The sequence below is a fragment of the Pseudomonas sp. NFPP12 genome, assembly GCF_900103205.1.
Taxonomy (GTDB): Bacteria; Pseudomonadota; Gammaproteobacteria; order Pseudomonadales; family Pseudomonadaceae; genus Aquipseudomonas; species Aquipseudomonas protegens.
Map to the genome: position 1 here is coordinate 1,187,255 of NZ_FMWW01000001.1, position 23,175 is coordinate 1,210,429.

Sequence of the window (23,175 nt, forward strand, 5' to 3'; positions counted from 1 at the left end):
TCCCTACCTCATCGAAGCTGATCGTGCTCTAAACGGCGCGTGTTGTGAGGGGGCGACTATGCGCGTACGGCGCAGAGCGTTACAGATTCAGGTAAAAACTAAAAAACCATATCAGCCAAGGCTGCACCACCGTAGGCATGAGGAAAATCTGATCCGTATTAATGTGGTTTTTCTGAGCCTGTTTTGTTTCCCCGCTGATTCCTACAGTGCACCCCGTGCCAGACCGGGTGGCCTGGCAAGACTTTGCAACCGTGGAAGCATTGACCATGAACTCAGCAACAATCGGACAGGCCTACAACTACAAGGTGGTTCGCCAATTCGTCGTCGCAACAGTGGTATGGGGCGTGATCGGCATGGCCATGGGGGTGTGGATTGCCTCGCAGCTGGTGTGGCCGGAGATGAACCTCGACCTGCCCTGGAGCACGTTCGGCCGGCTGCGGCCGCTGCACACCAGCCTTGTGATCTTCGGTTTCGCCGGCAGCGCGCAGTTCGCCGCCAGCTACTACGCGGTCCAGCGCACCTGCCAGGTGCGGCTGTACTCCGACACCCTGGCCGCCTTCACCTTCTGGGGCTGGCAGTCGGTGATCGTGATCATGCTGATCACCCTGCCCCTGGGCTACACCACCACCAAGGAATACGCCGAGATCGAATTCGCCGGCGCCGTGTGGATGGCGGTGGTCTGGGTCGCCTACGCGATTGTGTTCTTCACCACCGTGGTGCGGCGCAAGAGCCAGCACATCTACGTCGGCAACTGGTTCTTCGGCGCCTTCATCCTGGTGATCGCCATGCTCCACGTGGTCAACCACCTGTCGATCCCGGTGGACTGGTTCAAGTCCTACCCGGTGTATTCCGGGGCCACCGACGCCATGGTCCAGTGGTGGTACGGGCACAACGCCGTAGGTTTTTTCCTGACCACGGGCTTTCTCGGGATGATGTACTACTTCGTGCCCAAGCAAGTCGGGCGCCCGGTGTACTCCTATCGCCTGTCCATCGTGCACTTCTGGGCCTTGATTACCTTGTACATCTGGGCCGGCCCGCACCACCTGCACTACACCGCGCTGCCGGACTGGGCCCAGTCCCTGGGCATGGCCATGTCGCTGATCCTCCTGGCCCCGAGCTGGGGCGGCATGATCAACGGCATGATGACCCTCTCCGGGGCCTGGCATAAGCTGCGCACCGACCCGATCCTGCGCTTCCTGGTGCTGTCCCTGGCGTTCTACGGCATGTCCACCTTCGAGGGCCCGATGATGGCGATCAAGACCGTCAACGCCCTGTCCCACTACACCGACTGGACCATCGGCCACGTACACGCCGGTGCCCTGGGCTGGGTGGCGATGATCACCTTCGGGGCCATCTACCACATGGTGCCCAAGGTCTTCGGCCGCGAGCAGATGTACAGCGTGCCGCTGATCAACCTGCACTTCTGGCTCGCCACCATCGGCACCGTGCTGTACATCGCCTCGATGTGGGTCAATGGCATCACCCAGGGCCTGATGTGGCGGGCAGTGAACGAAGACGGCACCCTCACCTACTCTTTCGTCGAGGCCCTGGTGGCCAGCCATCCGGGGTTCGTGGTGCGTTTCGCCGGCGGCGTGTTCTTCCTCAGCGGCATGCTGCTGATGGCCTACAACACCTGGCGCACCGTGCGCGTTGCCGATGAGCGCCTGGCGCTGAGCGACGCCCGGATCGCCTGACCCACCTGCCCCTCGCCGGCCCCCGTGGCCGGCGTGTTGCGTCTCAGGGAGCCTGAAAACCCATGGATATACTGCTCAACCTGCTGGGGGTGGCGTTTCTCTACCTCTGCATCGAGTACTGCCTGCGTCACCAGAGTGCCAAGAGCCTGGACGACGCTAGCCTGATCCCCTTCGCCGACGACCCCGACGTAGCCCGCCGGGTGGAGCTGGCCACGGGCAAGAAAATCAACGCCGTGGCGCCGGAGGAAGCCAAGCCGGGTTGGATCAACCTGGATATGTAGAGCGCTTTGGCTGGCAAGCCAGCGCCAGCAATCCCCTGTAGGAGCCGGCTTGCCGGCGAAGGGGCCAGCACGCCTCGCGCAATCCCGGGCATCGCTTTCGCTGGCAAGCCAGCTCCTACAGTGGGGGTATTGGCCGGGTCAGGCGCGCTCGCGGGGGATCAGGCTCTGCAACTGAGCGGCGAGGAAATTGCCGTCAAAGGCAAAGACGTCAGGGTCCTTCAAGCCGTTGGTCTTGCGCCATTGCCAGCCGCCCGAAGCCTCGCCGACCAGGGACACGCTGCCCAGCCGCGCCGCAGTCAGGCCGATCACCGCCAGGGAAATCTGCCCTTGGGGGCCCATCACATCCGGCACGAACTCCACCGGTTTGCCGGCGATATGGATGGTCAGCTTCTCGCTCTTGAAGGTCGAGACCTCCAGCGGCACCGCCGGGCTGAAGGCCACATAGGGCTCGCGCTGCAACGCCAGCAGGTCCGGCAGCAATACCGGCGCCAGCCAGTCTTCGATCTGCCCGAACAATTGATGAATGCGACGCGCCCAGACCACCGACTGGCTGTCGAACAGCTGCTTCTTGTGGGCTTCACTGGCCGCGTAGTGGCGCAGCATCTCGCCCAGTTGCTGGATATCGTCCATTGTGCTGTGTCCCTGGCTTCGACCTTTGAGAACAGCAGGTCGCCGGCCCTGAGCATGGCAGATGCCGGTGTCGGGCGTTGAGTTGTTTGCCCGCCGGCTCGCCGAGCCCTGTAGCTGCGCCCACCGATGATGATCCCGCGGGCCGCTGACGGCGATCACCGGCGAGGCATTACCAGGCAAAATCTACAGCGCGGTATCCGCCGCTCGGCGCTGAAACTGCAGCCGGTACTGACGCGGCGTCAGGCCGGTGGCTTGGCGCAAGGCGCTGCCCAGGTGGGACTGATGGGCAAAACCACAGTCCTGGGCAACCGCCGCCAGGGGCAGGTCCGTGTGCTCCAGCAGCCGCCGGGCCGCTTGCAGACGCACCTCGGTGATCCAGGCATGGGGCGTGATGCCTACAGCACGACGAAAGTCGCGCAGCAGGCGCAGTTCGTTGTGGCCGTAGGTCAGGGCCAGTTGCGCCAGTGACAGGGGCCGGGCGTATTCATCGGCCATCTGTTGCAGCACCTGCCCCAGCTCCGGGGCCGGGGCTGGCGCCGCCCGACCGGGCTGGGCCAGCCCCAGAAACGCCAGCGCGCATTGCTCCAGGGCCAGCTCATCGGCCTCGGGCGCCAGCAGCAGGCGCCTGGCTTCGCGCCCCAGGGCCAGGGCGCGGGCATGCCCCGGGCTCTGCATCCGGCGCTGGCCAGGAACCAGCGGCGTCGCGCCCTGCCAGCGCAGCAGCAGGTATTCGCCGCCCATGGCGGATTCGGAAAACACTTCAATGCCAGCGGGCGTCAGGGCCAGGGTGCCGGGCCAGGTATCGAAATCCTCGCGGCGGTCGGAGTCGATGGCATGCACCCCGCGCTGACGTTCCAGGGTCACCCCCAAGGTCTGCCACTGGGCCGGATCCCGTGCGCTGTAGGCCGCGGCCGGCAGCAATTGCAGCAGCAGGCGGCCGTCCAGCAGACGATGTTCGAGCACCTGGGGCATGTGAAATTTCCTGATAGATCGCCACCCGTGGCGGCGTGAAACTGAGCCTTACCCAACCGCACCACAGAGGAGTTGCCCATGCGCACCATCGGCCTGATCGGCGGCATGAGCTGGGAGTCCAGCGCCGAATACTATCGCCTGATCAATCAGCAGGTTCGCGATCGACTGGGGCCGCTGCGTTCAGCGCGGCTGTTAATGTACAGCGTCGACTTCGGGCCTGTCGAACAGGCCCAGCATGCCGGGCGCTGGGACGACGCGGCGGCGATCCTGGTGGAGGCAGCCCGGCGCCTGGAAGCCGGCGGCGCCGAATGCGTGGTGCTCTGCACCAACACCATGCACAAGGTCGCCGGGCAGATAGAGGCCGCCATTGGAGTGCCCTTTGTGCATATTGCCGACCCCGTGGTGCAGGCCGCCCATGCAGCCGGCACCCTGAGCGTGGGGCTGCTGGGCACAGCCTTCACCATGGAGCAGGCGTTCCTCAAAGGCCGCCTGGAAGACCAGGGCCTGAAGGTGCTGGTGCCCGATGCAGCGCAGCGCCAGGCGGTGCACCGCATCATCTATGAGGAGCTGTGCGTGGGCGTTGTCAGCGAGAGCTCGCGGCGGCTGTACCAACACGTGATCGACGGGCTCCAGGCCCGTGGTGCCGAGGCGATCATCCTCGGCTGCACGGAAATCGGCCTGCTGCTCAAGCCCGAACACAGCGCCCTGCCCCTGTTGGACACCACCGAATTGCATGCCCGGGCGGCGGTGGATTTCGCTTTGCTGGAGTGAACGTCAAGGCCCGCAGGGCCTTGCATGGCGATCGCCTGTCGAACCTCGGGCGGCCTCAGGAGCCCTGCATCTGCTGCGGAGCCGATCGTCCGAACGCGGCCCGAGCCTGCGGCAGCGGCTACATGAACCCGGCCTCAACGACGCAAGCGCGCCATGCTCAGCACATCGACATAACCGCCGTCGCGTACGGCGTAGTCGCGCAGCTGGCCTTCGGTTTCGAAGCCGAACTTGCGGTACAGGCCGATGGCGGCCTGGTTGTCGGCATACACCGTCAACTCCACCCGGCGCAGGTTCATCCAGTTGTCGGCCACCTCCAGCACCGCCGCCAGCAGGCGGCTGCCGATGCCCTCGCGTTGCCAGGCCGGGGATACGCCCATGCCGATACCGGCACAATGGGCCCGGCGCACCCGCGCCACCTGCAGCAGGCTGCAACTGCCGATCACCGCGCCCTGGTGCAGGGCAACCAGGGCCACCAGCCCCTCGTTTTCCTGCCCCTGCCCGACGCGCTTGCGCCACAACTCGCGGGACTGGTAAGGCAGTTGCAGGGTCTGGGCCGCCACACTGGGTTCGCTGTACAGCGCCGTCAGGCCGTCGATATGGGCTTCGTTGCACCGCTCGATGACGATGGTGGGATGGACGTTGGGCATGGCGAGGTCATCCTTGAAGTCGAAGTGGCCATCGAGTGTAAAGGCATGCGGCTCTGGATGACGAGGGGATTGGTGCTCGTTCGCCGCCAAGGAACCGTCGCGCAGGCACACCCGTAGGAGCGGGCTTGCCAGCGAAGGCGTTTCCGGAGCCGACGCAGGATTTGCGGGGCCCTTTCGCCGGCAAGCCGGCTCCTGCATGGAGTCGCGGTGGGTGCCCGCTCGTGGGCGCGGGGGTGAATCTCTGCAAGAGCGGGCGGGTCCGTTCAGACAAACCAGTCCTGGCGTTCGCTGAAGGTGTTGAGGATCAGTTCCACCAGTTGCTGTACCTGCTCTTCATGCTCCACCTGGGCATTGACCGCCAGCCAGGCGCGGCGTTGCATGCTTTCCTCGAACAGGCCTGGCAAGGCGGTGAGGCCGCGGTCGAAGCGGCTCATGTACTGCGGCAGCAGGCCAATGCAGGCGCTGCAGCGGATCATCTCCAGCATCAGTTCATAGGAATGCACCTGCACCACCCCGGCCAGGCGCTGTTCCACCAGGCTGTTCCAGGGCCGGAACGGCTCGATATGACGGTCGTGCTGCCACTGCACCAGCATGTAGTCCGCCAGGTCGTCCAGGCTGTCGGGGCGGGCCGCGACCCGGGAATAGCGCTTGGCGATGTGCGGCAGGTAGTCGATGCGCGCCAGGGGCATGGGCTCGCGGGTGGCGAAGCTGGGGCCCGGCAGGGGTGAATCCTCGGCCGCCAGCCACAGCACCAGGTCGGCGCTCAGGGCCTGCAGGGACAGGTCGCTGTCGATGGAGATGATTTCCAGCCGGGCGCTGGCGTTGCGCCGCAGCAAGGCGATCAGGTCACGGCCAAGGATGTCGTGGAGGATGGTTTCCGCCACGGCCACGCGGATCAGGGGTTGCTCGATCACCGGCAGCCGCCGCTGGTGGGCCAGGGCAATCAGCTGGGCCTGCAGTTGCAGGCCTTCGCGGCTCAGGCTCAAGGCATTGCCGTGGTAGCAGAACAGCGAACGGCGTAGGTGCTCCTCCAACTGCGCCAGTTGCTTGCGCAGCAGCGTGGCCTTGATGTTCAGGCTGCGGGCCGCCTGCATGAAGCAGCCGCAACGGGCGCTGACCAGAAAATACTGGGCCACCGCAGGTTCGATGCCGGCGGCCAGGGCCAGCCAGGCTTCCCGGGGTTCCTGGGGCGCGGTGTATGGCGCAAAGCCCTGGAGTGGAGCTGGTTCGAGAAATGACATCGGTGACTCCCTGTCTTGTTGAATGTTGCTTCCTTGGCGGGCGGACGGCGGGGCCGTGGGATCGCCTTCGCGGGCAAGCCAGCTCCTACAGCTTGTCCTCCAGGACCTGGTTCAACACCGCGCCATCGATGCTCAGGGTCGCAGTGTTGAGCATGCCTTCCAGGTAGGCCTTGGCGATCTGCTCCTGGCGCTGGGCGCGCAAGGCCTGGGTCAGGCGATCACGCAGTTCGTCCAGGCTGGCGGTCCGTGCTGGCTGCTGTTCGGTGAGCTTGAGCACGTGGAAACCCGCCGCGCTCTGCACCACCTCGGACACCCCGCCCACCTTGAGCCGAGCCACCGCACTGCGCACCTCCGGCAGCAGTTGCTGCAAGGGCTGCAGGCCGGAGTCGCCACCGCGCTGGGCGCTGTCCCGGTCCTGGGAGTACTGCGCCGCCAAGGCGGCAAACTCCCCCGGCGCGGCCTGGGCCTTGCGGCTCAGTTCCTGCGCCTGGCGGCGTACCTGTTCGGCCGCCTGGGGCTCGGCGACCCCGAGGAAGATCTGGCTGACCCGGTACAACGGCGGTGTCATCCACGCCGACTTGCCGCTGTCATAGGCCTGCTGCAACTCCGCCGGGCTGGGGTAGTCCGCCGGCACCTGGCTGACCGACTGCAGATAGTCGCGAAACACGATCTGTTCGGTGGCGGCGCGGGTCTGCTGCTCCACCTCCGGGCGCTGGCGCCAGCCCTGGGCATCGGCCTGCTCCAGCACGGCCTTTTCCGCCAGCCGTGAACGAATCCAGGCTTCCAGCGCCGGGCGATTGCCGCGCAATTGCCCCCGGGATTCCTCGGGCAGGCTGGCGAACAGGCTCTTGAGCTCCTCGGCCGCCACCTGCTGATTGCCCAGGCGCGCCACAGCGGGCGTAGACGCCAGTTGTTGTTGCAGCAGGGTCGGGGCCGGCTGCTGCGCCGCCACCGGGTCATTGCCCGGGCGCAGGGCCAGGCCCAACGCCAGGCCGAGCAAGGTCAGTGCCCCGGCACCGACCACCAGGGTGGGCTTTTTCACAGGGTGGCCGCCTCTTCCCGGGGTTGGCTTTGCGCCGCCTGGGGCGCTTCGGCCTGGGCCTGCAACTGGGCCGCCTGCTGGCTGTATTCGCGCAGGTAGACGATGAACTCCTGCAGCAACCGATCCCACAGCTCCAACTGGCTGCGCAGGTGGGTCTCGCCGACGCCGGCCACCACCACGTCCATCTCCATCACCAGGAATTCGCCCTGCAGCGACAGCCGGGCAAAGCGCCGCGAGGCGTTCCACAGCTCCGCCAGCCCGGCCGGCAATTCGCCCTGCACCCGCAGCGCGCAGCTGTAGGTGAAGTCCACGTAGTGCCCGGCTTCGCTGCCCGGGTTACCGAAGCGCACGGCGTAGCCGATGCCCTGGCTGGCGCTGAGCAGTTGCACGATGCCGTTCTGTTCGGTCTGGTTGACCCGGTAGCCGGCGCCTTGCAGCAGGTCGGTGAGGCTTTCGGTGGTGACGCTGTTAATCAAGGTCATGGTCATCTCTTCCCTGGTGATCAGTGGGTGCTCGCCGCCCGCGGGGCGTCGAACTGGGTCTGGTAAAGCTCGTCGCCAAAGCCCTGGCCCAGTTCCTCGAACTTGACCCGGGCGCTGCCGGCGAAGGGCTGGCGGATTTTCACCACCTCGGCCACGTCGATGTTTTCGTAGGCCGCCAGGATCTGCTTGGCGATGCCGTACATCTGCTGATTCTTGACCGCACATTGCTGCACTTGTGTGTCACGCTCGCTCAATTGCGCCTGCAACCTGGCCCGTTCGGCTTCCTTGCCCCGGGCCAGCACCAGCAGGTCCTCATAGGCCTTCTTGAACTTGCCCAGTTGCTCGCTGCTGGCGGCCGCCTGGGCCTGGGCCTGGTTGTGCAGGCTCTGCTGCTGGCCGGCCAACTGCTCTGCCACACCACGGGTCTTGGCCAGCTCGGCCGTCAGTTGCTTGACCTGGGCCTGGGCCTCCCTGGCCGCGTTCTCGGCGGCGACCCGCGCCGCCGCGGCCTGGGCCTGTTCGCTTTGCAGGGCCTGCAGCTGCTGGGTGGTGCTGCGCAACTGGGTGCGCAGGCGCTCCTCCATGCCTTCGGCGCTTGCGCCGACACTGGCCAGCACGCCCCAGACCAGCAACAGGCGCGCCGCCCCTGCCCTCGCTCGGCTGTTCATAACCTTCCTCCCTGCACTTAGAAGCGCGTGTTGAGTTCAAGCTGCATCACGTCCACCTCGTAGCGCGGCCCGTAGACTTCCGAGGCGCTCATGTAGCGGGCCGTGGCGTAGATGTTCTTGTCGATGCCGTAGTTGCCGCCCAGGAAATAGCCCTTGGCGTTGGTGCCCCCCAGGTGGAACGAGGAGTCGTTGAAGCCGTCGGGCAAGGCGTCGGGCTGGATGTACTTGTAGCCGGCCAGCAGGTTCCAGTCGCCGGACTTCTTCATTTCCAGGGCGTTGCCCAGGGTGAACTGCACCATCAGCGCGTTGCCGCCGCTTTCGAACTGGCCCTGGCTGTTGATGTTGTTGACGATCTCGCCCTCGCTGCGCTTGAGCATCTCGCCCTTGTCGTAGGCCAGGTTGCGAATGAAGTTGGTCTGGCTGCGCAGGCGCAGGTCGTCCGGCAATTCGGTATCCCAGGCCAGGTTCAGGTCGAGCACGTCGAACTTCGAGGCCAGGCCCACGAACTGCGGCTGCGGGGTCAGGCCCGGCGTGGCCGGGTTGGGGGTGATGTCGCGCAGCAGGAACACGCTGTTGCCCTTCTGCATGAAGGCGACCCGCGAGCCATCGGTGTCGCAGCCCGGGGCCCCGGCCCAGGGCGCGCAAGGGCTGGAGCGCTGGCCCTCGATGTCATCGAAGCGATAGTAGGCCAAGGCGCCCTTGAGGCTGTTGCTGCGGTTGATCTTCCAGTTGGCGCCGACCTGCCCGCCGAACAGCCACTTGGTGTCGCTCTCGTTCTTGTCGAAACCGTTGCTGGTGGCGGTGTCGTTGGTGTACTCCACCGGGAAGGCGCCGAGGGTGCCGAACAGGCCCCAGTCGCTGCTCAGCTTGTGGTTGAAGATCGCCGCCACGCCGTCGAAGTTGAGGTCGTTGGAGTACAGCATGTCGGTTGCATAGAACGGGTTGGCGATCCGCCCGCCGGTCAGGGTCAAGTCCTGGGTGGCCTTCCAGGTCAGGTAGCCCTGGTCGAGCCAGATGTCCTTCTTGCCGAAGCCGCCGCCCAGGGTCTGGGTGGTGGACACCGGGTTGTTGTCCGAGCCGGTGCCGATGCGGATGCCGGCGGTCCATTCCGGCGAGATCACCGCCTTCATCCCCAGGCGCGCGCGCAGGCGGAACAGGTTGTCGCGGTCCTCGCGGGTGTTGAGCAGCGGCGGCAGCTTGCTGTTGGTGTCCTTGTTGACGTCGTAGGGGCCACTGTCGTTGAGCTTGGCGTAGTCGACGATCTCGTTGCTGTTGTTGTCGGCGAAGAACCGCGACTCGTCGCGCAGGCGGATGTCGCCGTCGAAGCTGATACGCGAGATCCAGTCCGGGAAGGTGTTGGGCTGGGCCCAGTTTTCCTGCTTGGCGGTGGCCATGACCTCGGCCTTGACCTGATCGCGGATCTGGTCGCGGACGATGGCCGGCACGTATTGCACCCGCACATCACCGGGCGCCGCAGCCGGGCCGGTTGCCGCCACGGCGGTGGCCGCGCGGGCCTGCTGGGCTTCTTTCTCGGCCTGGGCGATCAGCCCGTCGGCCTGCTCCTGCTTCAATACCCCCTGCTGCACCAACAGACGGATCAGGTTGATCGTGGCGTTCTCCGAGGGCGCGGCCGCGGCGGCCGTGGCCTGTCCGGCCAGGGTCAGGGCGACCATGCCGAGCGCCAGGGTCAATCGATTCACGGTGGAAATCATCTGCACACAACTCCTGTAGAAACTGCAAATAGGGGTTTGCTCATTCCGGTCGCCGGCCCTTGAGGGACAGGCGTACCGGCAAAGTCAGGGAGGCCGGCATGCGCTCTTTCAGGCGCGGCGTGGCCCGCAGCGCCGCCAGCACTTGCTGGTCGGTCTCGGGGTTGCCACTGGAGCCGGCCAGCTCGGCGCGGGTCACCTGCCCGTCGGCGCCGAGCCACAGGTCCACCTGCAGCGCATAAGCCTTCTTGCGCAGCTCCGGGTCCTCGCGCAGCGCGCGCTGGAAGGTCGCCGCCAGGTACTGCTTGTAGGTCCCGGTGCCCAGCCCGCCGCCACCGGCGCCGGCCATGCCGCCGCCCTTGCCGGCACCGACGTTGAAGCCGTCGTTACCGGCCTGTGCGTCGCCATCGATCTGCATCGGGTTGGCCAGATCGTCCGCCGGCGATGGCGGTGCTTCCTCCTCCGGCTTGACCTCCTCCGGGGTGGGCGTGGGTTCGGGCTCCGGGATCTTTTCTTCCACCGGCTCCGGCTCCTTGGGTTTCTCCGGCGGCGGTGGGGGTGGCGGCGGCGGAGGCGGCAGCGGGATGATGGTTGGCACTTTGGGCGCTTCCCGGCGCACCCCGGCCATGTCATTGGCCCACTGCCACAGCAGCCAGGCCGCCACGGCACCCAGCAGCAACCCCGCGCCCCACTTGAGCAGGCGCAGGGCGCGCGGCTTGTTCTGTATAGGCGGTAGCTCGAACGGTTGATGTGCGCTCATGGCTCAGCCCTGGCTCGGTTTGCCGGTGACCAGGCCGACCTGGGACAACTCCAGGCGGCGCAGCAGGTCGAGGACTTCGATGACCTTCTGGTACTGCACCGTGGCATCGCCGCGGACGATGATCGGGAAGTCCGGGTTCTGCGCTTTCTCGATGCGCAGGCGCTCTTCCAGCTCGCCCAGGGTCACCGGGTAGGCGTCGAGGAACACCTGGCCGCCATCGTTCACCGAAATGGCCTTGGTCTTGGCCTCGGACAGCGACACCGAGGCACTGGCCTTGGGCAAGTGGATCTGGATGCCCGAGACCTGGGCGGTGGCGGTGAGGATGAACATCACCAGCACCACCATCAGCACGTCCACCAGGGGCGTGATGTTGATGCTGTCGACGGCGGCATCGTCTTCGTCGTCATGGGAGGCCTTCACGGAAGCCATGGCAGTTCTCCTCAGGCCGGAACCGACGCGTTGCTGTGGCTGACCCGCCAGTGGGCGTTTTCGCTGTGCTGGCTTTCGCCATGCAGCTCCGCCAGCCGGGTGATGAACTCGTCGACGAACACCCGCATGTCGGCGCCGACTTCCTTGTTGCGGGTGATCAGGCGGTTGTAGCCAAACAGCGCCGGGATCGCGACGAACAGGCCCATGGCCGTGGCCAGCAAGGCCGCGGCCATGCCCGGGGCGATGGCGTTGATGTTGACGTCACCGGCCATGGCGGTGCCGAGGAACACCACCATGATCCCCAGCACCGTGCCCAGCAGGCCGATGTAGGGGCCGCCGGCAATGGCGTTGGACAGGGTCGAGAGCTTGGAACTCAGCTGCTGGTTTTCCCGGGTGCGCACGCCATCCATGGAGCAGCGGATGGCTTCAATGGTGGCCGCCGACACCGACGAGGTATCGGCGCCCTGCTCGCGGCGGGTGCGGATCTCTTTCACCGCCACCAGGTACAGGCGCCACAGCGAGGAATGCTCCAGGCGGCTGGCCAGCACCTGGTCGTCGGCAAACATCTCCAGGCGGGTGCCGACCTTGGCGAACTGCTCGCGGAACAGCGCATTGGCAGCGCTGACCCGGCCGACCATGCGGTTCTTGCGCAGCATGATCACCCAGGACTGGATCATCATTCCCACCAGCACCAGGATGATCACCCAGGCATCCACCGGCACCGCCTTGAGCAGGAAACCCAGGCTGCCAAAACCAAAACCCGACTGTTCTTCATCGACGCCGTAGGCCACCAGCTTCGACTCCGCGCCCTGGGCGCTGGCATCGGCCAGGATCAGCGCCGCCGGACGCGCCACCTTGGACAGGCGCAGCTCGTCCAGGGCCCCGGTGAAGGGCTGGAAGTGACTGGCCTCGGCCCCGGCGGCCGCTGGCAAGTCGGCGCCGATGGCCAACGGCGAATTGAAGGTTGGAATGGCTTGGGCCAGGCTCGCGGTTTCGCGGCCATTGACATACAGCGCCAGTCGGCTGCCCTCGCCGCTCAGGGCCAGGTGCTGCCACTGCCCCGGGTTCAGCGGCTGGGTGGAGGCGGCGCGCTGGCCGTCCACCTCAACGAAGGGCATGCCCTGGTTGATGCCGATCAGCAGGCTGCCGGTACCTTCGCGGCGAGCCAGCAGCAGTTGTTCGCCGCTGGCCTGGTCCAGGCGCACCCAGGCGCTGAAGGTAAAGGCGCCGCCGGCGTTGTGCTGCAACGACGGGCTGGCCGGCAGCAACAGCGGCTGGCCGCTGAACTGCAGTGCCCGGCCGATCACCCCGTCGATCGCCGCGCCGGTGGCGTTCTGCGCGGTGTTGCCGTAGGCGGTGGTGTCTTTGGCCGGCGTACCGTTGCTGCCGTCGAAGTGGTAGATCGCGGTGTAGCTGGGGTCGAAGGTCAGTTGGCCATTGGCCGTGCTCGGGGCCTTCTGGTTGCCGTAGTACATCCAGATGTCCTGGCGCTGGCCGCCCTCGACCTTGGGCACATCGACCCAGATCAGCGCCATGCCCATCAGCGGGTCGAAGCTTTCGATCTGGTGGTTGAGCAGGGTCTTGTCATCGGCGGCGACAAAGCGCAGGTCGGCGCCGTCTTCCTTGACCCCGTCGAAGGTGAAGTTGCCGGTGTGCAGGCGTACCAGCAACGCGGTGCGGCCCAGGGCCTCGTTGATGGCCGCGCCTTGCGGGGTGGTGTCCACGCTGATCTGCTTGCGGTAATGCCAGTCGTCCTGCCACCAGGCATGGGCCGTGGCCGGGAGCACGAAGCCCAGGCAGATCAACAGGCTCAGGAATAAGCGTTGCATGTGAAGGGTCTCCGTAAAAAGTCAGAACGTCGCTTGCACGCTGAAATGCAGGCGCGGGTCGTATTTCTGGGTGTTGGGGCCGTCCTTGAGCGGGTAGCCCCAGTCCAGGCTGCCGGACAGCCACTTGCTCAAACTGGCGCGGGTGCCCAGGCCGACACTGGCCAGGCTGTATTCGTCCTCCTGCTCGGGCAGCGGGTCGTGCAGCGACAGGTGCGCGCCTTCGGCAAAGGCATAGAAGCGCCACTCCTGCACGTAACTGCCGAGGAACTTGGCCAAAGACGGCGTGCGCAGCTCCTGGGAAAACAGGTAGCCCTCGTCCCCGGTGCGTTCGGCGGCCAGATAGCCGCGCACCGAGGTGGCGCCGCCGGCGGAATACTGCTCGTTGGACACCAGCGGCCCCGAGGCCAGCTGGAACGCCGCCTTGGACGCCGACTGCCAGTCGTTGGCGAAGGTGTAGGTGAAATTCAGGTCGCCCTTGAGCACCGAGAAGCTGGCGCTGGCCTCGTCGCGCTTGTACTGGAACTCCTCGGCATCGCTGCCGTAGCCGAAGAAGCGCCGGGTGCCGACGATCAGGTTCAGGCCCAGGCCCAGCTGGGCTTTTTCGCTGTAGCGGTAACCGTTGTAGCCAAAGGTCATGGGGGCGTACTTCAGCGGAATCTGGTCGCTGCTGCGGCCAAAGCGCATCTCTTCGTCGAAGTCCTTGAAATCCACACCCACCGACAGCGAGTTGGCCCAGTTGCCCGCGGCGGGCAAGGTGTAGATCGCCGACACCCCGTAGGAATGGCCCTTGCCCAGCACGTTGCTGCCGCCGATGGTGGCGATGTTGCTGTCGGACTGGTAGCCGGAGAACTGCAAGGCCCAGCGATCGCTCAGCGGCGCGGTGTAGGAACCGGACCAGACCTTGGCGTTGTCGGTGTCCTGGGGCGCGGTGAAATAGGTCAGGGAAATGCTGTGGCCCAGTTGCCAGAGGTTGTCGTAGCCGACATTGACCACCGTACGCAGCTTCTCGGTGTCGGCGCTGTAGTCGTTGTTCAGGCCGACACTGGCATGCCAGGGGTTCTGGTCTTCCACTTGCAGGTCCACGTCCATGGTCCCCGGGCGCTGGCCTTCACGCACCAGCGGCATGACCTGGCGCCCGGCGCCGCGATTGAGCCCGGCCAGCTGGCTTTGCACCGTGGCAAAATCCGGTACCTGGCCTTCTTTCAGCGCCGGCACCTGGTCGCGGATCTCCACCGGCGAATAATGCTTGGCCCCCACCACCCGCACTCGGCCGACCTTGGTTTCACTGACCTGCAGGTAGACGATACCGTCCTCGACCTTCTGCTCCGGCAGCTCGACGAACACCGACTGGTAGCCGCGCTCCTGATAGACCTTCTGCAGCGCATCCCGGGCGCCTTCGATATCGGCCAGGGCCTTCTGCGGGCCAAGGAAGGGATACACCGCCTCCTCGATGGCCCGGGCATCGAGCACGGTATTGCCGCGCACGAAGTATTCATTGACGTCCACCAACCGCGCCGCCGCCGAGGCTTCGACCGGGGCCGGCTGGCCCTCCTCGGCCTGCACCGCCGGCACCAGCGCCGCCAGCGCCAACCAGCCGCACAACGGCCACCAGCGCCCGCCACTGCCCGGTCGCCCTGATTTGCCCAGATGCTCCACACCGCCCCCTAGAAGTCTGAAAATTGGCGCGCACGCGCGCATTGCCGTCGCCGTCTGCACAGCGTTTGGCCGATTCAATTGCTGGTGATCGAGGTGTTTTCGTGGCGAGCCAGCCAGGTATGCAACAGCGCGAAGTTCAACGAGAACTCGGGCATTTGCAGCAAGGCACCGCAGAACACTTCACCGATGATTTTCTGGATCAACTGCACCGCCCGCGGGTTGTTCAACAGCGTGGCGATATCGCGACTGAGGACACTGAAGCTCCAGACCTTCTGATTCAGGTCCAGGCCGATGAACCAGCGAAACAACAGGTTGTAGCTGAGCTGCTCATAGAGTTGCTGCTCGCTGGGCACCGAATACAGCAACTGCAACAACAGAATGTGCATCACCGTGCGCGGCGCAATCAGCATCCCCGGCTCGGCGTTGAGGCCCTGGAGCAAGTCGCGGTGCTGATCCAGCAACTCATCGATCTGCGGGCGCAGCAGCACCAGCGAATGCCCCGGCGGGATATAGCTGGCCACCTCCTTCAAGGCGCCCTGCCAGTCATCCTGGGAGACGATCCAGACCCACGGCGCGCCGTAGCGATAGACCGACACCGGCTTCTTGCGCGCGGCCTCGACAATCTTCGATAGCCGTTGATCCAGCTCCTGCATGCCCACTTTCGAGTAGCGTTCCATAGTCCCCATAGCCTCACTCCCGGCGTCCCGCCTCGGCTTAAAAAAGTGGCCTGGCGGCCCCCTCAAGCGCGTTACATACCCAAGACGCGCGTGGCCATGTGCTACCGAACTTTTGTCATAAAAGCTTCATTCACAAAGGCCAACGGACGGTGAAACCACGACCTCCGAAAGTGGAGCGTGCACACAGCCCATTACCGGATGGGCAGGCCTGGGCTGCTTCGCGAAATATTTGGTCGTGAATTAATTCTCGCCAGCCCCAGCCTGCGTTACAGCCCGGTGCGCAAGCCCTTGCGCAGTGCATTCAGGCTATAAGGCCGGCAGCTTTCAGCGTGGCGGACGGCCACGCCAAAACACTGTTACGACAGGAGGAACCATGGATGTTCAACGCCTCGCGCAGGGCAAGGCACAGCGCAGGAATGGCCTGCTGCTCCGGGCATTGGTCAGCGCCCTCGCCCTGCAAGGCTGCGCAGGACAAACAGCCGACATGATTGGATTGCCCATCGAGGGCTTCAGCCACACCTCGGCGGCCATCAACCGCTTTTCGGTCAATGGCAATGGCGGCCCGAATATCAGCCCCTATGGAGGTGGGGGTAGCCAGATGTGCTGCGCACCACTTCCGGTCAAGTGGCATCCTGGTTTGACCGTGGTCGTAGAGTGGGAAAAAGACTCTGACCCTCACGCATCTGCAAATTGGCCACCACTAGGGACTGATGGCTACAGGGCGGCCTACAAGATTCACGCAGCCAAGTACACCCGTCATCGCGCGGTGGTGGCTGTTGCGCCGTATGAACGACCCGGAGCTATCGACGTTCATTTTTTGCCCTGCAATCAAGTCGCGGTATCCGCCGTGGCGGAGTTGCCAGGCCAACCTGGGTATCCCTTTAACTTCCCTCAAAAAATGCAGGAGCCAAATGCATGTCCGAAGCCCTAATTGCGCATTCCACCTGATCGGCCGCTAGCGAAGCAGCTAACGACCACAAGTAACGATCCAACTTCCGCTTCCCCGGAAGCTCGCTCACGACAAGGCTGTCCCATGACTCGCTTTTTGCTCTTTGTGTTAATCAGTTGCATCGCTGTGCAAGGCTGCGCTGAACCAAAAACCCGCGTACTTGGAGCCCCGATAGAGGGCTTCAGCCATACCTCGGCAGCCATTAACCGCTTCTCAGTCAATGGGAGTGGAGGTCCTAACATCAGCCCTTATGGAGGTGGAGGAAAACAAAACTGTTGCGCTGCACTTCCGGTCAGGTGGCATCCGGGATTAACCGTAGTCGTCGAATGGGAAAAAGATCCCGATCCTCATGCATCCGCAAATTGGCCTCCCCTAGGCACTGATGGTTACAGAGCCGAGTACAAAAAACATGCCGCCAATTACACACGCCACCGTGCAGTAGTGCTTGTAGCTCCATATGAAAAGTTGGGGCTGGTCAATGTGCATTTTCTACCTTGCAACCAAGTCGCAGTGTCGGCTGGGACCACCTATCCAAGCCGCCCGGACTATCCCTTTAATTTCCCTGAAAAGATGCAGGAGCCCAAGACATGCCCGAAGCCCTAACTCCACCTCACTCCCGGCCAGAAGCACAATGGCTCACCCCTACACCCGAATTCAGAGACGGTGGACTGCTACCTGAGACACCCAAGCAAGTGGCACACAACCGCCGAGAACAACACAAAGCCTTTGCCCCCTTTGAGCTCGCGGCGCAGCGCGCAGCCCAAGCCGCAGGAAACGTTTACATTGGTTCGCCCTGCATGAAAATTCTGAGCATCACTCTGTGTTTTGACGGCACCAATAACCACGAGCCCAGCGATAGCATCGCCCGACCTTCTACCACTACCAATGTGGCTCGCCTATACCATGCGAGCCTGGGACGCACCTCAAAGGAGTCAATAGAGCAGCAGGGCTTTTATGCATATTACATGCAAGGTGTCGGCACCGAGTTCAAGGAAATAGGTGAGTTCAAGCCCGATGCTGACGGTCTAAAAATGTCGATGGGCGGCGAAAAGCGGATTAACTGGGGCCTGACACGTCTTATAGATGCACTCAAAAGAGCCTGCGGCAAAGAACCGCTAACGGTAGAAGACTCCTGTCAACTCGTCGAAAAAATGGGCACCAGCCTCACCGAAGATCTGCTCGGCGCATCCCTGTTCAAAGACAGCCACGCCCGCCGTCAGGAAGCGCTGAAAGAGCCATTGGCAACCCTGAAAAGCTAAATAGATGCCGCCCACGCCGCCAAGTCCATCGCCAGGATCAAAGCAGTGCGCCTGTTCATATACGGCTTCTCCCGTGGCGCCGCCGAAGCCCGGGCCTTCGCCACCTGGCTCGAAGCCTTGACCAGGGTCGAGGTGAACGGCGAAACCTGCTACCTGTTCGCCGGGCTGCCCATCAAGATCGTGTTCATGGGTCTGTTCGACACCGTGGCTTCGGTGGGCATTCCCTACATAGTGCCCTTCGCCGCCGGGCACATGGGCTGGGCCGACGGCTCGCTGCGCCTGCCGGACTCCGAAGCCTTTCTCGAACACTGTGTGCACCTGGTCGCCGCCCACGAACAACGGGGCTGCTTCCCCCTGGATTCGATCCGGCGCAAAGCCGACCCGGACGACCCCGACTGCCCTTCCACCTATCGCAATGGCACCGCTGAATACCTCTACCCCGGCATGCACTCCGATGTCGGTGGCGGCTACCCGCCTGGCGATCAGGGCAAAGCCTTCGCCGGTAGCCATGAACTGCTATCGCAGATTGCCTTGCACCATATGTACGCCGAAGCATTCAAGGTTGGTGCGCCGTTGCAGGTACCGTCCCGGGCACTCGGTGTCTGGAAGAAGGAGTGGCCCTGGTTGGAAATGGATGTTGAAACAGAAAACGAATTCGACATCGGCCCCACCCCAATCAAGCGCTTCAACACCTGGCTCAACTCCGTCGAAAATGGCCCCCTGGAAGACGTCATGGAGCGCCAGGCCGGCCTGATCACCGGCTGGCGCATCAACCGCTATGCCAACTACCGCCTCAGACACACTCCCTCCTATGGCGAAGTGATGAAGAGCGGCCACCACCGCGGTGGCGACATGACCGCCAGGGAAATCGAATCCTTCGAGGCCCTGCACTGGATGCAGCTCGAAGAAGACGCCGCCGTCCGGGCCAATCAACCGCTGCCTGAATGGTCGGAGCGCCAGCAGCAAACCCGGCAAGAACATGAACGGGTGAAACAGGAGTACGAACGCCGCACAGGAGCCGCCTCCCCGGTCGAGCTCAATACCAGCAAAGTGTTCGAACCGAGCCTGGACCACCGGCAATTGGAAAACGCCATGACCGACTTTCGCCGCGACTACATCCCCGAATGGGGCTTGAGCGAAGGCGACGGCTTCAGTCTGGGCAGCCTGCCCAATATCCTCCTGGGTGGCATCGTCTACATGACCAACGACCAGGACGAAGCCGAGGACTACGCCAAGCTGCGCCGCGCCGGCAACCATCATTACGCAATGCTGTTCGACTCCAATGGCCAGCCCCAGGACGAACAGGCCAAGGCCATCATCAGGCTGTTCGACGAGCAGGTACACGACTCCCGTGCCTGGTTCATGAACTCCAACCTCAACGAACGCGAACTCTTCAGCGACTACTTCCGTTACCGCTGCGTCTTTTTCGACAACGAATCGAACAAGCAACTGTCGCTGCTGGCGACCGCCACCCGAGTCATCGGCGTAGCCGTGGCTGTGGGCAGCATTGGCCTGAGCATCAAACGCCGCGACCCACGCTTGCTGGTGGGGCTGATTATTCCGTCCCTGGGCATCCCGGTCCTTCGAGGCAAAGCCGGCTTACCAGAGATCCGCGCATTCGACACCGTTACCGGCCTCGCCCTGCCGATGCTTGAAGGCATGGAAGCCCTGCGCGTCTTCACTCACGATCCTGGCAGCGTACTGAAACAAGCACAGGCACTGCCAATGCCTGCGGCGCTTAACGAACAGACCGCCACCACCGACGACTTGAAAACCATCCTCAAAGCCGCCCAAGCCCTGGCAGCACAAGCCAACGCACCAAACGCTGCGCCAGAAGAACCCTTGAATCCACTTGATGCAGCACAAGAAGCAACAGTCCCGGGCTGGCTGGACCAAGCAAAGAGCGCAGCCAGGCACCTCAATACATGACCAAAATTATTCTGGCTTTTGCTTCTGCTGTTGATTTGGCTGTTGATCTTGACCCACCCGCCCCTCGGCAGGCTGAGTGCAGGTGTTCATCAGGGGACGGGCGCGCAGCGTCCCTCGACAAAGTCGAGGCCATCGCTGGAAACGATGCCCCCTGATGGGCACCGGAGCGAGGGAACCTGAGCGCCGCGAAGGCAGAACGCGGGGGCAAGCGTTTTTGGTTACGTTTCAGGCGACTGTAAAAAGGCACTCGCCGTAAGGGTGAAACCTTAAGTGGTCGTTACCGCAGCAGCGGATATGTACCCCAACCACCCAGAAAAACTGGCTGGCTCGCAGGCCGCCAAGTCCCCCTCCGCAATCCTACAAAACTTGCAGACGCGTCTGACTTGTCCCCTCCGGGACCCAACGCCCATAGTCTCTCTCGGTTCGCCAACCCGCGTTTCGAGCGCATCTCGCGCACCGAAAAAATGCTGACAACACCAACCGGCAGCACATCACCAAGGTCGCTGAAATGACTCTGCGCGACGGTCGCAACTTGCTGGAGGAATACCCAAATGCCCCCTCGCAAGGAGGAACCATTAAGTCTCAAGCTGTCGACAAACCGCAGTTGTGAAAAAACACAACCAGAGTAGCATTGGCTCGAAGACAGGGAAACCTATGGACATTCTCACGCCATCACGTTTTACCGATGCTGCGATTTTGTATCCGATCGACAAGGCCGGGCTTGATCGTTGCCTGCGGATTTTGAGGATGGCACGCCCAAAAGGATTCGCAGACCTGCAAAAGCTTTTCGGTACGCAAGGGATCGACTTGTTCAAACCGAGAGCCGCAGCGAACTGGGTCGTGATCGACGTAGGCGGAAACAATCTCAGGGTGATCGGCGGCGTCAACTACACCCGACAGAAGTTTTACGTCAAACACATCTACACACATGCTGACTACGACCTTGCCAACGACTGGTATGCAAGCAACCAAGGGGTAAAACGATGAGCACAGCCCGAAACGAACTTCAAACCGTGATCGCAACGCTTGGCGAACTGCACGCAGTACTGGAGCGCCTGCGTGGTGAGTTTGTGCACGGCATCAAGACCCCCGCCGACTATGAGCGTGCGACCAACCTGCTCGATGAACTCACTGACGGGCGCGAGCTGAGCAAGGTCGAAGAGAAAGTTCTTGTCGAACTCGAGGATGAAATCCTGGCCTACCAGCGCCACTCCGAGCAGTTTCGCGAATCGAACGCTGCATTTGAGGCGACCTGCACCCCCGTGCAGTTGATCAAGGATCTGATGGAAACGCTCGGGCTCACGGGCTCTGACCTCCCTGAAATTGGCGATAAAACAGCGGTGTCCAAGGTACTCAGTGGAGATCGCCCCATCAGTCACAAGATGGCATACGCGCTGGCAGAGCGATTTTCGATGGAGCCTAGGGCGTTCGTATCGGCAGCCTCGGGAAAGGCGGCGCCACTCGAAACCGTTCGGACGAAGGCTAAACAGACTTCAGCTTATTACCGCACTAGCAACATCTCCCGGAACTTACTCCCAGTGAAAGGTGCCGACGCAGGTGAATCCAAACGGGTAGCGTCCAAGAGCCGCAGACACTTGGGTAAAGCTCCGACCAAGGGATAGCGCGTTTCCATCCTGCCGTTCTGAGTTCCGTACGCTAACGCCATCTCCCCTACCCCAACTGCAAAAAGAACCGACCAATCCCCGCGCCTATCCGCTCTGAAAAATCCTCATCCAGAAACAGATACCCCATGCCATCCGAAAGCACGCCTTTATGCTCAGGCAGCGCTCTATCCAGATCGCCCCCATAAATGGATACCCTTCTGCGCCCTGTCCCCGCTAAAACAGGCGCCTGCAGCCAAGCGTCCACGCCATCCAGCTTCGAGGCCAGGTTCTCGTCATCGTCCACCTCACAGTTCACCCCCAGCCGTACCGCCCCGCGATCTGCAATCGGCTGAACAGCCTCATTCCGCTCGGAACCGGCTCGAACATAGCCCATGACAACCGCTTGCGAGCGCCCCTGGATGGCACGCAACTTTCGATAGTGACCGACTTCGCCCGGCAAGTACGGCACAAAAACCGAAACCCAATAACTCCTATCGATCAGGGCCTCTGAAAACCAATGTCCAGGAATGGCCATCAGGTGTGTCAGCGGCACTCCATCAGGCGAACAGGGCCAAGCCAGCTCTGTGGGCAGGCAGGCCCCACCACCGACATAGGCATCCTCTTTTGCAGGCGTTTCACCGGTAAATATCAGCTCGTCAAACATCCGTTTCTGTCCACTCCATCACAGGTTGCCGCATTCGTTAACAGCCTCTGGCCAATACTTGGGTCAAGACTTCACGCCACGCACCGCACGTCCACAATCCACCATCAGTTCCTCCAGAAAGGGGCGCAACTGCGCCTCGCCCACCGCCAACACCCGCTTGTACTCATCCTGCCCGTACCATTCCCAGACAGTGGTGGAAAACCCCATGTTTTCGGCTCCGAAATTTGTCCGGGCGAATATACCGATATCAACGCACTGGCGCGCATCCAGCACACTCGCCGCTTGTATCGCGCCGCAATCTCTGAAATCTTCTGCCCCCTTGCCCACGATGCCAATTCCCATGAACCCGCACCTCGCCCATCTTGTTTCCGACTACCAAGCCAGCATCCGCACGGCTGTCGAACTGATGCAACAATCCGCCATTCCCCTCCCTGCCAGCAACGCCGATTGGGTGGGAACCGATATCCCGGATCAAGGAGAACTGGCTGGCGGTATTCGCTACTTCAAGCACGGCTATGGCTGCGCCGTTCACCTGCCAACGGCAACGGTGAGCTTTGACTTTGGCGAGCAGGGCGAAATCGACGGCGTAACCCTATCGAGGCTGGCCGGTTTTGCCGAGAACAGGCTCGTGGAATACGGTTTTACGGATGAGGATGAACTAAAGCAGTGCTTCGACCAAGAAGTGGCAGCAGGCTCGCTGGTGTATTCGGGCTATATCCTTTATTACGTCGCAACCGTTAGATCCCAAGCGCGCACGCTCGAAGATAGCGACAGTCCTTCACCCCCCGAGCACCCCGGAAGCCCATCATGAAGTTCACCTCAGCCGGCCAAATCATCGACCCACGAACCGTCGGCTATCGCAGCCTGGGCTTCGGCGAGGCACTGACGATCCCGGTAACGCCCTATGAACTGCGCATCCACCACGGCGATCTGCCGCAACGCTTTCTTGAATGCGCGGACACCTTTGCCGCCGAATGCAAAACCGACGATATCGACCAGGGTTTTGTCGACCTCCCGGAGCTTGCAGAGCTGGGCTACCCAAGCTTCAGGACGCTGTTGAAGGACCATCCCGATCAGGCGGCGCGCCTGGTCCAGGACTATCTGTATTTCGAGTTGCTGTTTTCGCTGTTCCCGCATTCCAGCGGCCTTGAAGTCGTGATCAACAGCATCACCCGCGTCTGCTCGAAAGAAGGCGTCATCCTGCTGACGGGTCAGACCTACGCGGCCAGACACTCATGAGAAAGCCCTGGCGTCAGGACCAAGGCCTGGGATCAGGCCACTG

The 23,175-nt window shown here is 63.1% G+C and carries 26 protein-coding genes; 11 read left to right on the top strand and 15 right to left on the bottom strand.

The features are described 5' to 3' along the window. The first annotated feature begins 266 nt into the window (after window positions 1-266). Together ccoN and BLS75_RS05030 are read left to right on the top strand one after the other, a co-directional pair. A complete protein-coding gene (gene ccoN, locus BLS75_RS05025) occupies window positions 267-1,694 on the top strand; it encodes a cytochrome-c oxidase, cbb3-type subunit I (protein WP_011061125.1) in 1,428 nt (475 codons plus the stop codon). A gap of 62 nt (window positions 1,695-1,756) precedes the next feature. After that, window positions 1,757-1,975, top strand: a complete 219-nt coding sequence (locus BLS75_RS05030) for a hypothetical protein (protein WP_011061124.1) — start codon at window positions 1,757-1,759, stop codon at window positions 1,973-1,975. A gap of 138 nt (window positions 1,976-2,113) precedes the next feature. Here BLS75_RS05030 and BLS75_RS05035 read toward each other — a convergent pair whose 3' ends face one another. Together BLS75_RS05035 and BLS75_RS05040 are read right to left on the bottom strand one after the other, a co-directional pair. Continuing rightward, window positions 2,114-2,605 carry an SET domain-containing protein gene (locus BLS75_RS05035; RefSeq protein WP_015635490.1) on the bottom strand — a complete coding sequence of 164 codons (492 nt, stop codon included), beginning with the start codon at window positions 2,603-2,605 and terminating at the stop codon, window positions 2,114-2,116. A gap of 183 nt (window positions 2,606-2,788) precedes the next feature. Beyond that, a complete protein-coding gene (locus BLS75_RS05040) occupies window positions 2,789-3,577 on the bottom strand; it encodes a helix-turn-helix domain-containing protein (RefSeq protein WP_041118054.1) in 789 nt (262 codons plus the stop codon). Window positions 3,578-3,655: 78 nt separating this feature from the next. On the opposite strand from BLS75_RS05040, the gene BLS75_RS05045 reads away from it, so the two are divergent. Further along, on the top strand, window positions 3,656-4,348 hold the full coding sequence (locus BLS75_RS05045; protein WP_072450515.1) for an aspartate/glutamate racemase family protein: 693 nt from the start codon (window positions 3,656-3,658) through the stop codon (window positions 4,346-4,348). A 134-nt stretch (window positions 4,349-4,482) separates the two neighbouring features. Here the strand turns inward: BLS75_RS05045 and BLS75_RS05050 are convergent, their stop codons facing one another. From BLS75_RS05050 to BLS75_RS05100, 11 genes are all read right to left on the bottom strand, one after another. Continuing rightward, a complete protein-coding gene (locus tag BLS75_RS05050; protein ID WP_072450570.1) occupies window positions 4,483-4,995 on the bottom strand; it encodes a GNAT family N-acetyltransferase in 513 nt (170 codons plus the stop codon). Between the two features lie 263 nt (window positions 4,996-5,258). Then, the gene (locus BLS75_RS05055; RefSeq protein ID WP_072450518.1) at window positions 5,259-6,236 is read right to left on the bottom strand and encodes a LysR family transcriptional regulator; all 978 of its coding nucleotides are present in this window, start codon (window positions 6,234-6,236) and stop codon (window positions 5,259-5,261) included. 85 nt (window positions 6,237-6,321) lie between these two features. After that, window positions 6,322-7,278 (bottom strand): peptidylprolyl isomerase, encoded by a 957-nt coding sequence (locus tag BLS75_RS05060; protein ID WP_072450520.1) that lies wholly within the window; start codon window positions 7,276-7,278, stop codon window positions 6,322-6,324. Further along, on the bottom strand, window positions 7,275-7,760 hold the full coding sequence (locus tag BLS75_RS05065) for a YbjN domain-containing protein (RefSeq protein WP_011061117.1): 486 nt from the start codon (window positions 7,758-7,760) through the stop codon (window positions 7,275-7,277). The genes BLS75_RS05060 and BLS75_RS05065 overlap by 4 nt, the downstream gene beginning before the upstream one ends. A gap of 20 nt (window positions 7,761-7,780) precedes the next feature. Next, window positions 7,781-8,428, bottom strand: a complete 648-nt coding sequence (locus BLS75_RS05070; protein WP_072450521.1) for a DNA repair protein — start codon at window positions 8,426-8,428, stop codon at window positions 7,781-7,783. Between the two features lie 17 nt (window positions 8,429-8,445). Next, entirely contained in the window at window positions 8,446-10,140 is a 1,695-nt protein-coding gene (locus tag BLS75_RS05075) for a putative porin (RefSeq protein ID WP_072450522.1), read from the bottom strand. Between the two features lie 40 nt (window positions 10,141-10,180). Further along, on the bottom strand, window positions 10,181-10,897 hold the full coding sequence (locus BLS75_RS05080) for an energy transducer TonB family protein (protein ID WP_072450523.1): 717 nt from the start codon (window positions 10,895-10,897) through the stop codon (window positions 10,181-10,183). A gap of 3 nt (window positions 10,898-10,900) precedes the next feature. Beyond that, on the bottom strand, window positions 10,901-11,326 hold the full coding sequence (locus tag BLS75_RS05085; RefSeq protein ID WP_072450524.1) for an ExbD/TolR family protein: 426 nt from the start codon (window positions 11,324-11,326) through the stop codon (window positions 10,901-10,903). 11 nt (window positions 11,327-11,337) lie between these two features. Further along, window positions 11,338-13,155 (bottom strand): DUF2341 domain-containing protein, encoded by a 1,818-nt coding sequence (locus tag BLS75_RS05090; protein ID WP_072450525.1) that lies wholly within the window; start codon window positions 13,153-13,155, stop codon window positions 11,338-11,340. Between the two features lie 21 nt (window positions 13,156-13,176). Beyond that, window positions 13,177-14,853, bottom strand: coding sequence for a ShlB/FhaC/HecB family hemolysin secretion/activation protein (locus BLS75_RS05095; protein WP_176876703.1), 1,677 nt, complete (start codon window positions 14,851-14,853; stop codon window positions 13,177-13,179). A gap of 32 nt (window positions 14,854-14,885) precedes the next feature. After that, entirely contained in the window at window positions 14,886-15,488 is a 603-nt protein-coding gene (locus BLS75_RS05100) for a transposase (protein ID WP_072450526.1), read from the bottom strand. Window positions 15,489-15,861: 373 nt separating this feature from the next. Between BLS75_RS05100 and BLS75_RS05105 the strand changes: the two genes are divergently transcribed. The 6 genes from BLS75_RS05105 to BLS75_RS05125 all read left to right on the top strand — a co-directional run bounded on the left by BLS75_RS05105 (window position 15,862) and on the right by BLS75_RS05125 (window position 21,247). Next, on the top strand, window positions 15,862-16,419 hold the full coding sequence (locus BLS75_RS05105; RefSeq protein ID WP_072450527.1) for a Tli1a family immunity protein: 558 nt from the start codon (window positions 15,862-15,864) through the stop codon (window positions 16,417-16,419). A 102-nt stretch (window positions 16,420-16,521) separates the two neighbouring features. Beyond that, a complete protein-coding gene (locus tag BLS75_RS05110) occupies window positions 16,522-17,040 on the top strand; it encodes a Tli1a family immunity protein (RefSeq protein ID WP_072450528.1) in 519 nt (172 codons plus the stop codon). Continuing rightward, window positions 17,025-17,696 (top strand): phospholipase effector Tle1 domain-containing protein, encoded by a 672-nt coding sequence (locus BLS75_RS32560; protein ID WP_239690639.1) that lies wholly within the window; start codon window positions 17,025-17,027, stop codon window positions 17,694-17,696. Before BLS75_RS05110 ends, BLS75_RS32560 begins: the two co-directional genes overlap by 16 nt. Before the next feature lie 45 nt (window positions 17,697-17,741). Continuing rightward, the gene (locus tag BLS75_RS05115; RefSeq protein ID WP_239690640.1) at window positions 17,742-19,625 is read left to right on the top strand and encodes a T6SS phospholipase effector Tle1-like catalytic domain-containing protein; all 1,884 of its coding nucleotides are present in this window, start codon (window positions 17,742-17,744) and stop codon (window positions 19,623-19,625) included. 654 nt (window positions 19,626-20,279) lie between these two features. Next, window positions 20,280-20,612, top strand: a complete 333-nt coding sequence (locus tag BLS75_RS05120) for a type II toxin-antitoxin system HigB family toxin (RefSeq protein ID WP_072450529.1) — start codon at window positions 20,280-20,282, stop codon at window positions 20,610-20,612. Next, window positions 20,609-21,247, top strand: a complete 639-nt coding sequence (locus BLS75_RS05125) for a helix-turn-helix domain-containing protein (protein WP_072450530.1) — start codon at window positions 20,609-20,611, stop codon at window positions 21,245-21,247. The genes BLS75_RS05120 and BLS75_RS05125 overlap by 4 nt, the downstream gene beginning before the upstream one ends. Before the next feature lie 49 nt (window positions 21,248-21,296). Here the strand turns inward: BLS75_RS05125 and BLS75_RS05130 are convergent, their stop codons facing one another. Beyond that, window positions 21,297-21,893 (bottom strand): hypothetical protein, encoded by a 597-nt coding sequence (locus BLS75_RS05130; protein WP_072450531.1) that lies wholly within the window; start codon window positions 21,891-21,893, stop codon window positions 21,297-21,299. 63 nt (window positions 21,894-21,956) lie between these two features. Beyond that, on the bottom strand, window positions 21,957-22,235 hold the full coding sequence (locus BLS75_RS05135; protein ID WP_072441992.1) for a hypothetical protein: 279 nt from the start codon (window positions 22,233-22,235) through the stop codon (window positions 21,957-21,959). Between BLS75_RS05135 and BLS75_RS05140 the strand changes: the two genes are divergently transcribed. Both BLS75_RS05140 and BLS75_RS05145 read left to right on the top strand, forming a co-directional pair. Next, on the top strand, window positions 22,234-22,704 hold the full coding sequence (locus BLS75_RS05140; protein WP_072450532.1) for a DUF6896 domain-containing protein: 471 nt from the start codon (window positions 22,234-22,236) through the stop codon (window positions 22,702-22,704). The genes BLS75_RS05135 and BLS75_RS05140 overlap by 2 nt on opposite strands. Continuing rightward, window positions 22,701-23,132: a hypothetical protein gene (locus BLS75_RS05145; RefSeq protein ID WP_072450533.1), complete on the top strand. Its 432-nt coding sequence runs from the start codon at window positions 22,701-22,703 to the stop codon at window positions 23,130-23,132. The genes BLS75_RS05140 and BLS75_RS05145 overlap by 4 nt, the downstream gene beginning before the upstream one ends. Window positions 23,133-23,175 lie beyond the last annotated feature (43 nt).

Coding starts and splice junctions, on each gene's coding strand:
- ccoN (WP_011061125.1), top strand. CDS start 267: ATGAACTCAGCAACAATCGGACAGGCCTACAACTACAAGGTGGTTCGC.
- BLS75_RS05030 (WP_011061124.1), top strand. CDS start 1,757: ATGGATATACTGCTCAACCTGCTGGGGGTGGCGTTTCTCTACCTCTGC.
- BLS75_RS05035 (WP_015635490.1), bottom strand. CDS start 2,605: ATGGACGATATCCAGCAACTGGGCGAGATGCTGCGCCACTACGCGGCC.
- BLS75_RS05040 (WP_041118054.1), bottom strand. CDS start 3,577: ATGCCCCAGGTGCTCGAACATCGTCTGCTGGACGGCCGCCTGCTGCTG.
- BLS75_RS05045 (WP_072450515.1), top strand. CDS start 3,656: ATGCGCACCATCGGCCTGATCGGCGGCATGAGCTGGGAGTCCAGCGCC.
- BLS75_RS05050 (WP_072450570.1), bottom strand. CDS start 4,995: ATGCCCAACGTCCATCCCACCATCGTCATCGAGCGGTGCAACGAAGCC.
- BLS75_RS05055 (WP_072450518.1), bottom strand. CDS start 6,236: ATGTCATTTCTCGAACCAGCTCCACTCCAGGGCTTTGCGCCATACACC.
- BLS75_RS05065 (WP_011061117.1), bottom strand. CDS start 7,760: ATGACCTTGATTAACAGCGTCACCACCGAAAGCCTCACCGACCTGCTG.
- BLS75_RS05070 (WP_072450521.1), bottom strand. CDS start 8,428: ATGAACAGCCGAGCGAGGGCAGGGGCGGCGCGCCTGTTGCTGGTCTGG.
- BLS75_RS05075 (WP_072450522.1), bottom strand. CDS start 10,140: ATGATTTCCACCGTGAATCGATTGACCCTGGCGCTCGGCATGGTCGCC.
- BLS75_RS05080 (WP_072450523.1), bottom strand. CDS start 10,897: ATGAGCGCACATCAACCGTTCGAGCTACCGCCTATACAGAACAAGCCG.
- BLS75_RS05085 (WP_072450524.1), bottom strand. CDS start 11,326: ATGGCTTCCGTGAAGGCCTCCCATGACGACGAAGACGATGCCGCCGTC.
- BLS75_RS05090 (WP_072450525.1), bottom strand. CDS start 13,155: ATGCAACGCTTATTCCTGAGCCTGTTGATCTGCCTGGGCTTCGTGCTC.
- BLS75_RS05095 (WP_176876703.1), bottom strand. CDS start 14,853: ATGCGCGCGTGCGCGCCAATTTTCAGACTTCTAGGGGGCGGTGTGGAG.
- BLS75_RS05100 (WP_072450526.1), bottom strand. CDS start 15,488: ATGGAACGCTACTCGAAAGTGGGCATGCAGGAGCTGGATCAACGGCTA.
- BLS75_RS05105 (WP_072450527.1), top strand. CDS start 15,862: ATGGATGTTCAACGCCTCGCGCAGGGCAAGGCACAGCGCAGGAATGGC.
- BLS75_RS05110 (WP_072450528.1), top strand. CDS start 16,522: ATGACTCGCTTTTTGCTCTTTGTGTTAATCAGTTGCATCGCTGTGCAA.
- BLS75_RS32560 (WP_239690639.1), top strand. CDS start 17,025: ATGCCCGAAGCCCTAACTCCACCTCACTCCCGGCCAGAAGCACAATGG.
- BLS75_RS05120 (WP_072450529.1), top strand. CDS start 20,280: ATGGACATTCTCACGCCATCACGTTTTACCGATGCTGCGATTTTGTAT.
- BLS75_RS05125 (WP_072450530.1), top strand. CDS start 20,609: ATGAGCACAGCCCGAAACGAACTTCAAACCGTGATCGCAACGCTTGGC.
- BLS75_RS05130 (WP_072450531.1), bottom strand. CDS start 21,893: ATGTTTGACGAGCTGATATTTACCGGTGAAACGCCTGCAAAAGAGGAT.
- BLS75_RS05140 (WP_072450532.1), top strand. CDS start 22,234: ATGAACCCGCACCTCGCCCATCTTGTTTCCGACTACCAAGCCAGCATC.
- BLS75_RS05135 (WP_072441992.1), bottom strand. CDS start 22,235: ATGGGAATTGGCATCGTGGGCAAGGGGGCAGAAGATTTCAGAGATTGC.
- BLS75_RS05145 (WP_072450533.1), top strand. CDS start 22,701: ATGAAGTTCACCTCAGCCGGCCAAATCATCGACCCACGAACCGTCGGC.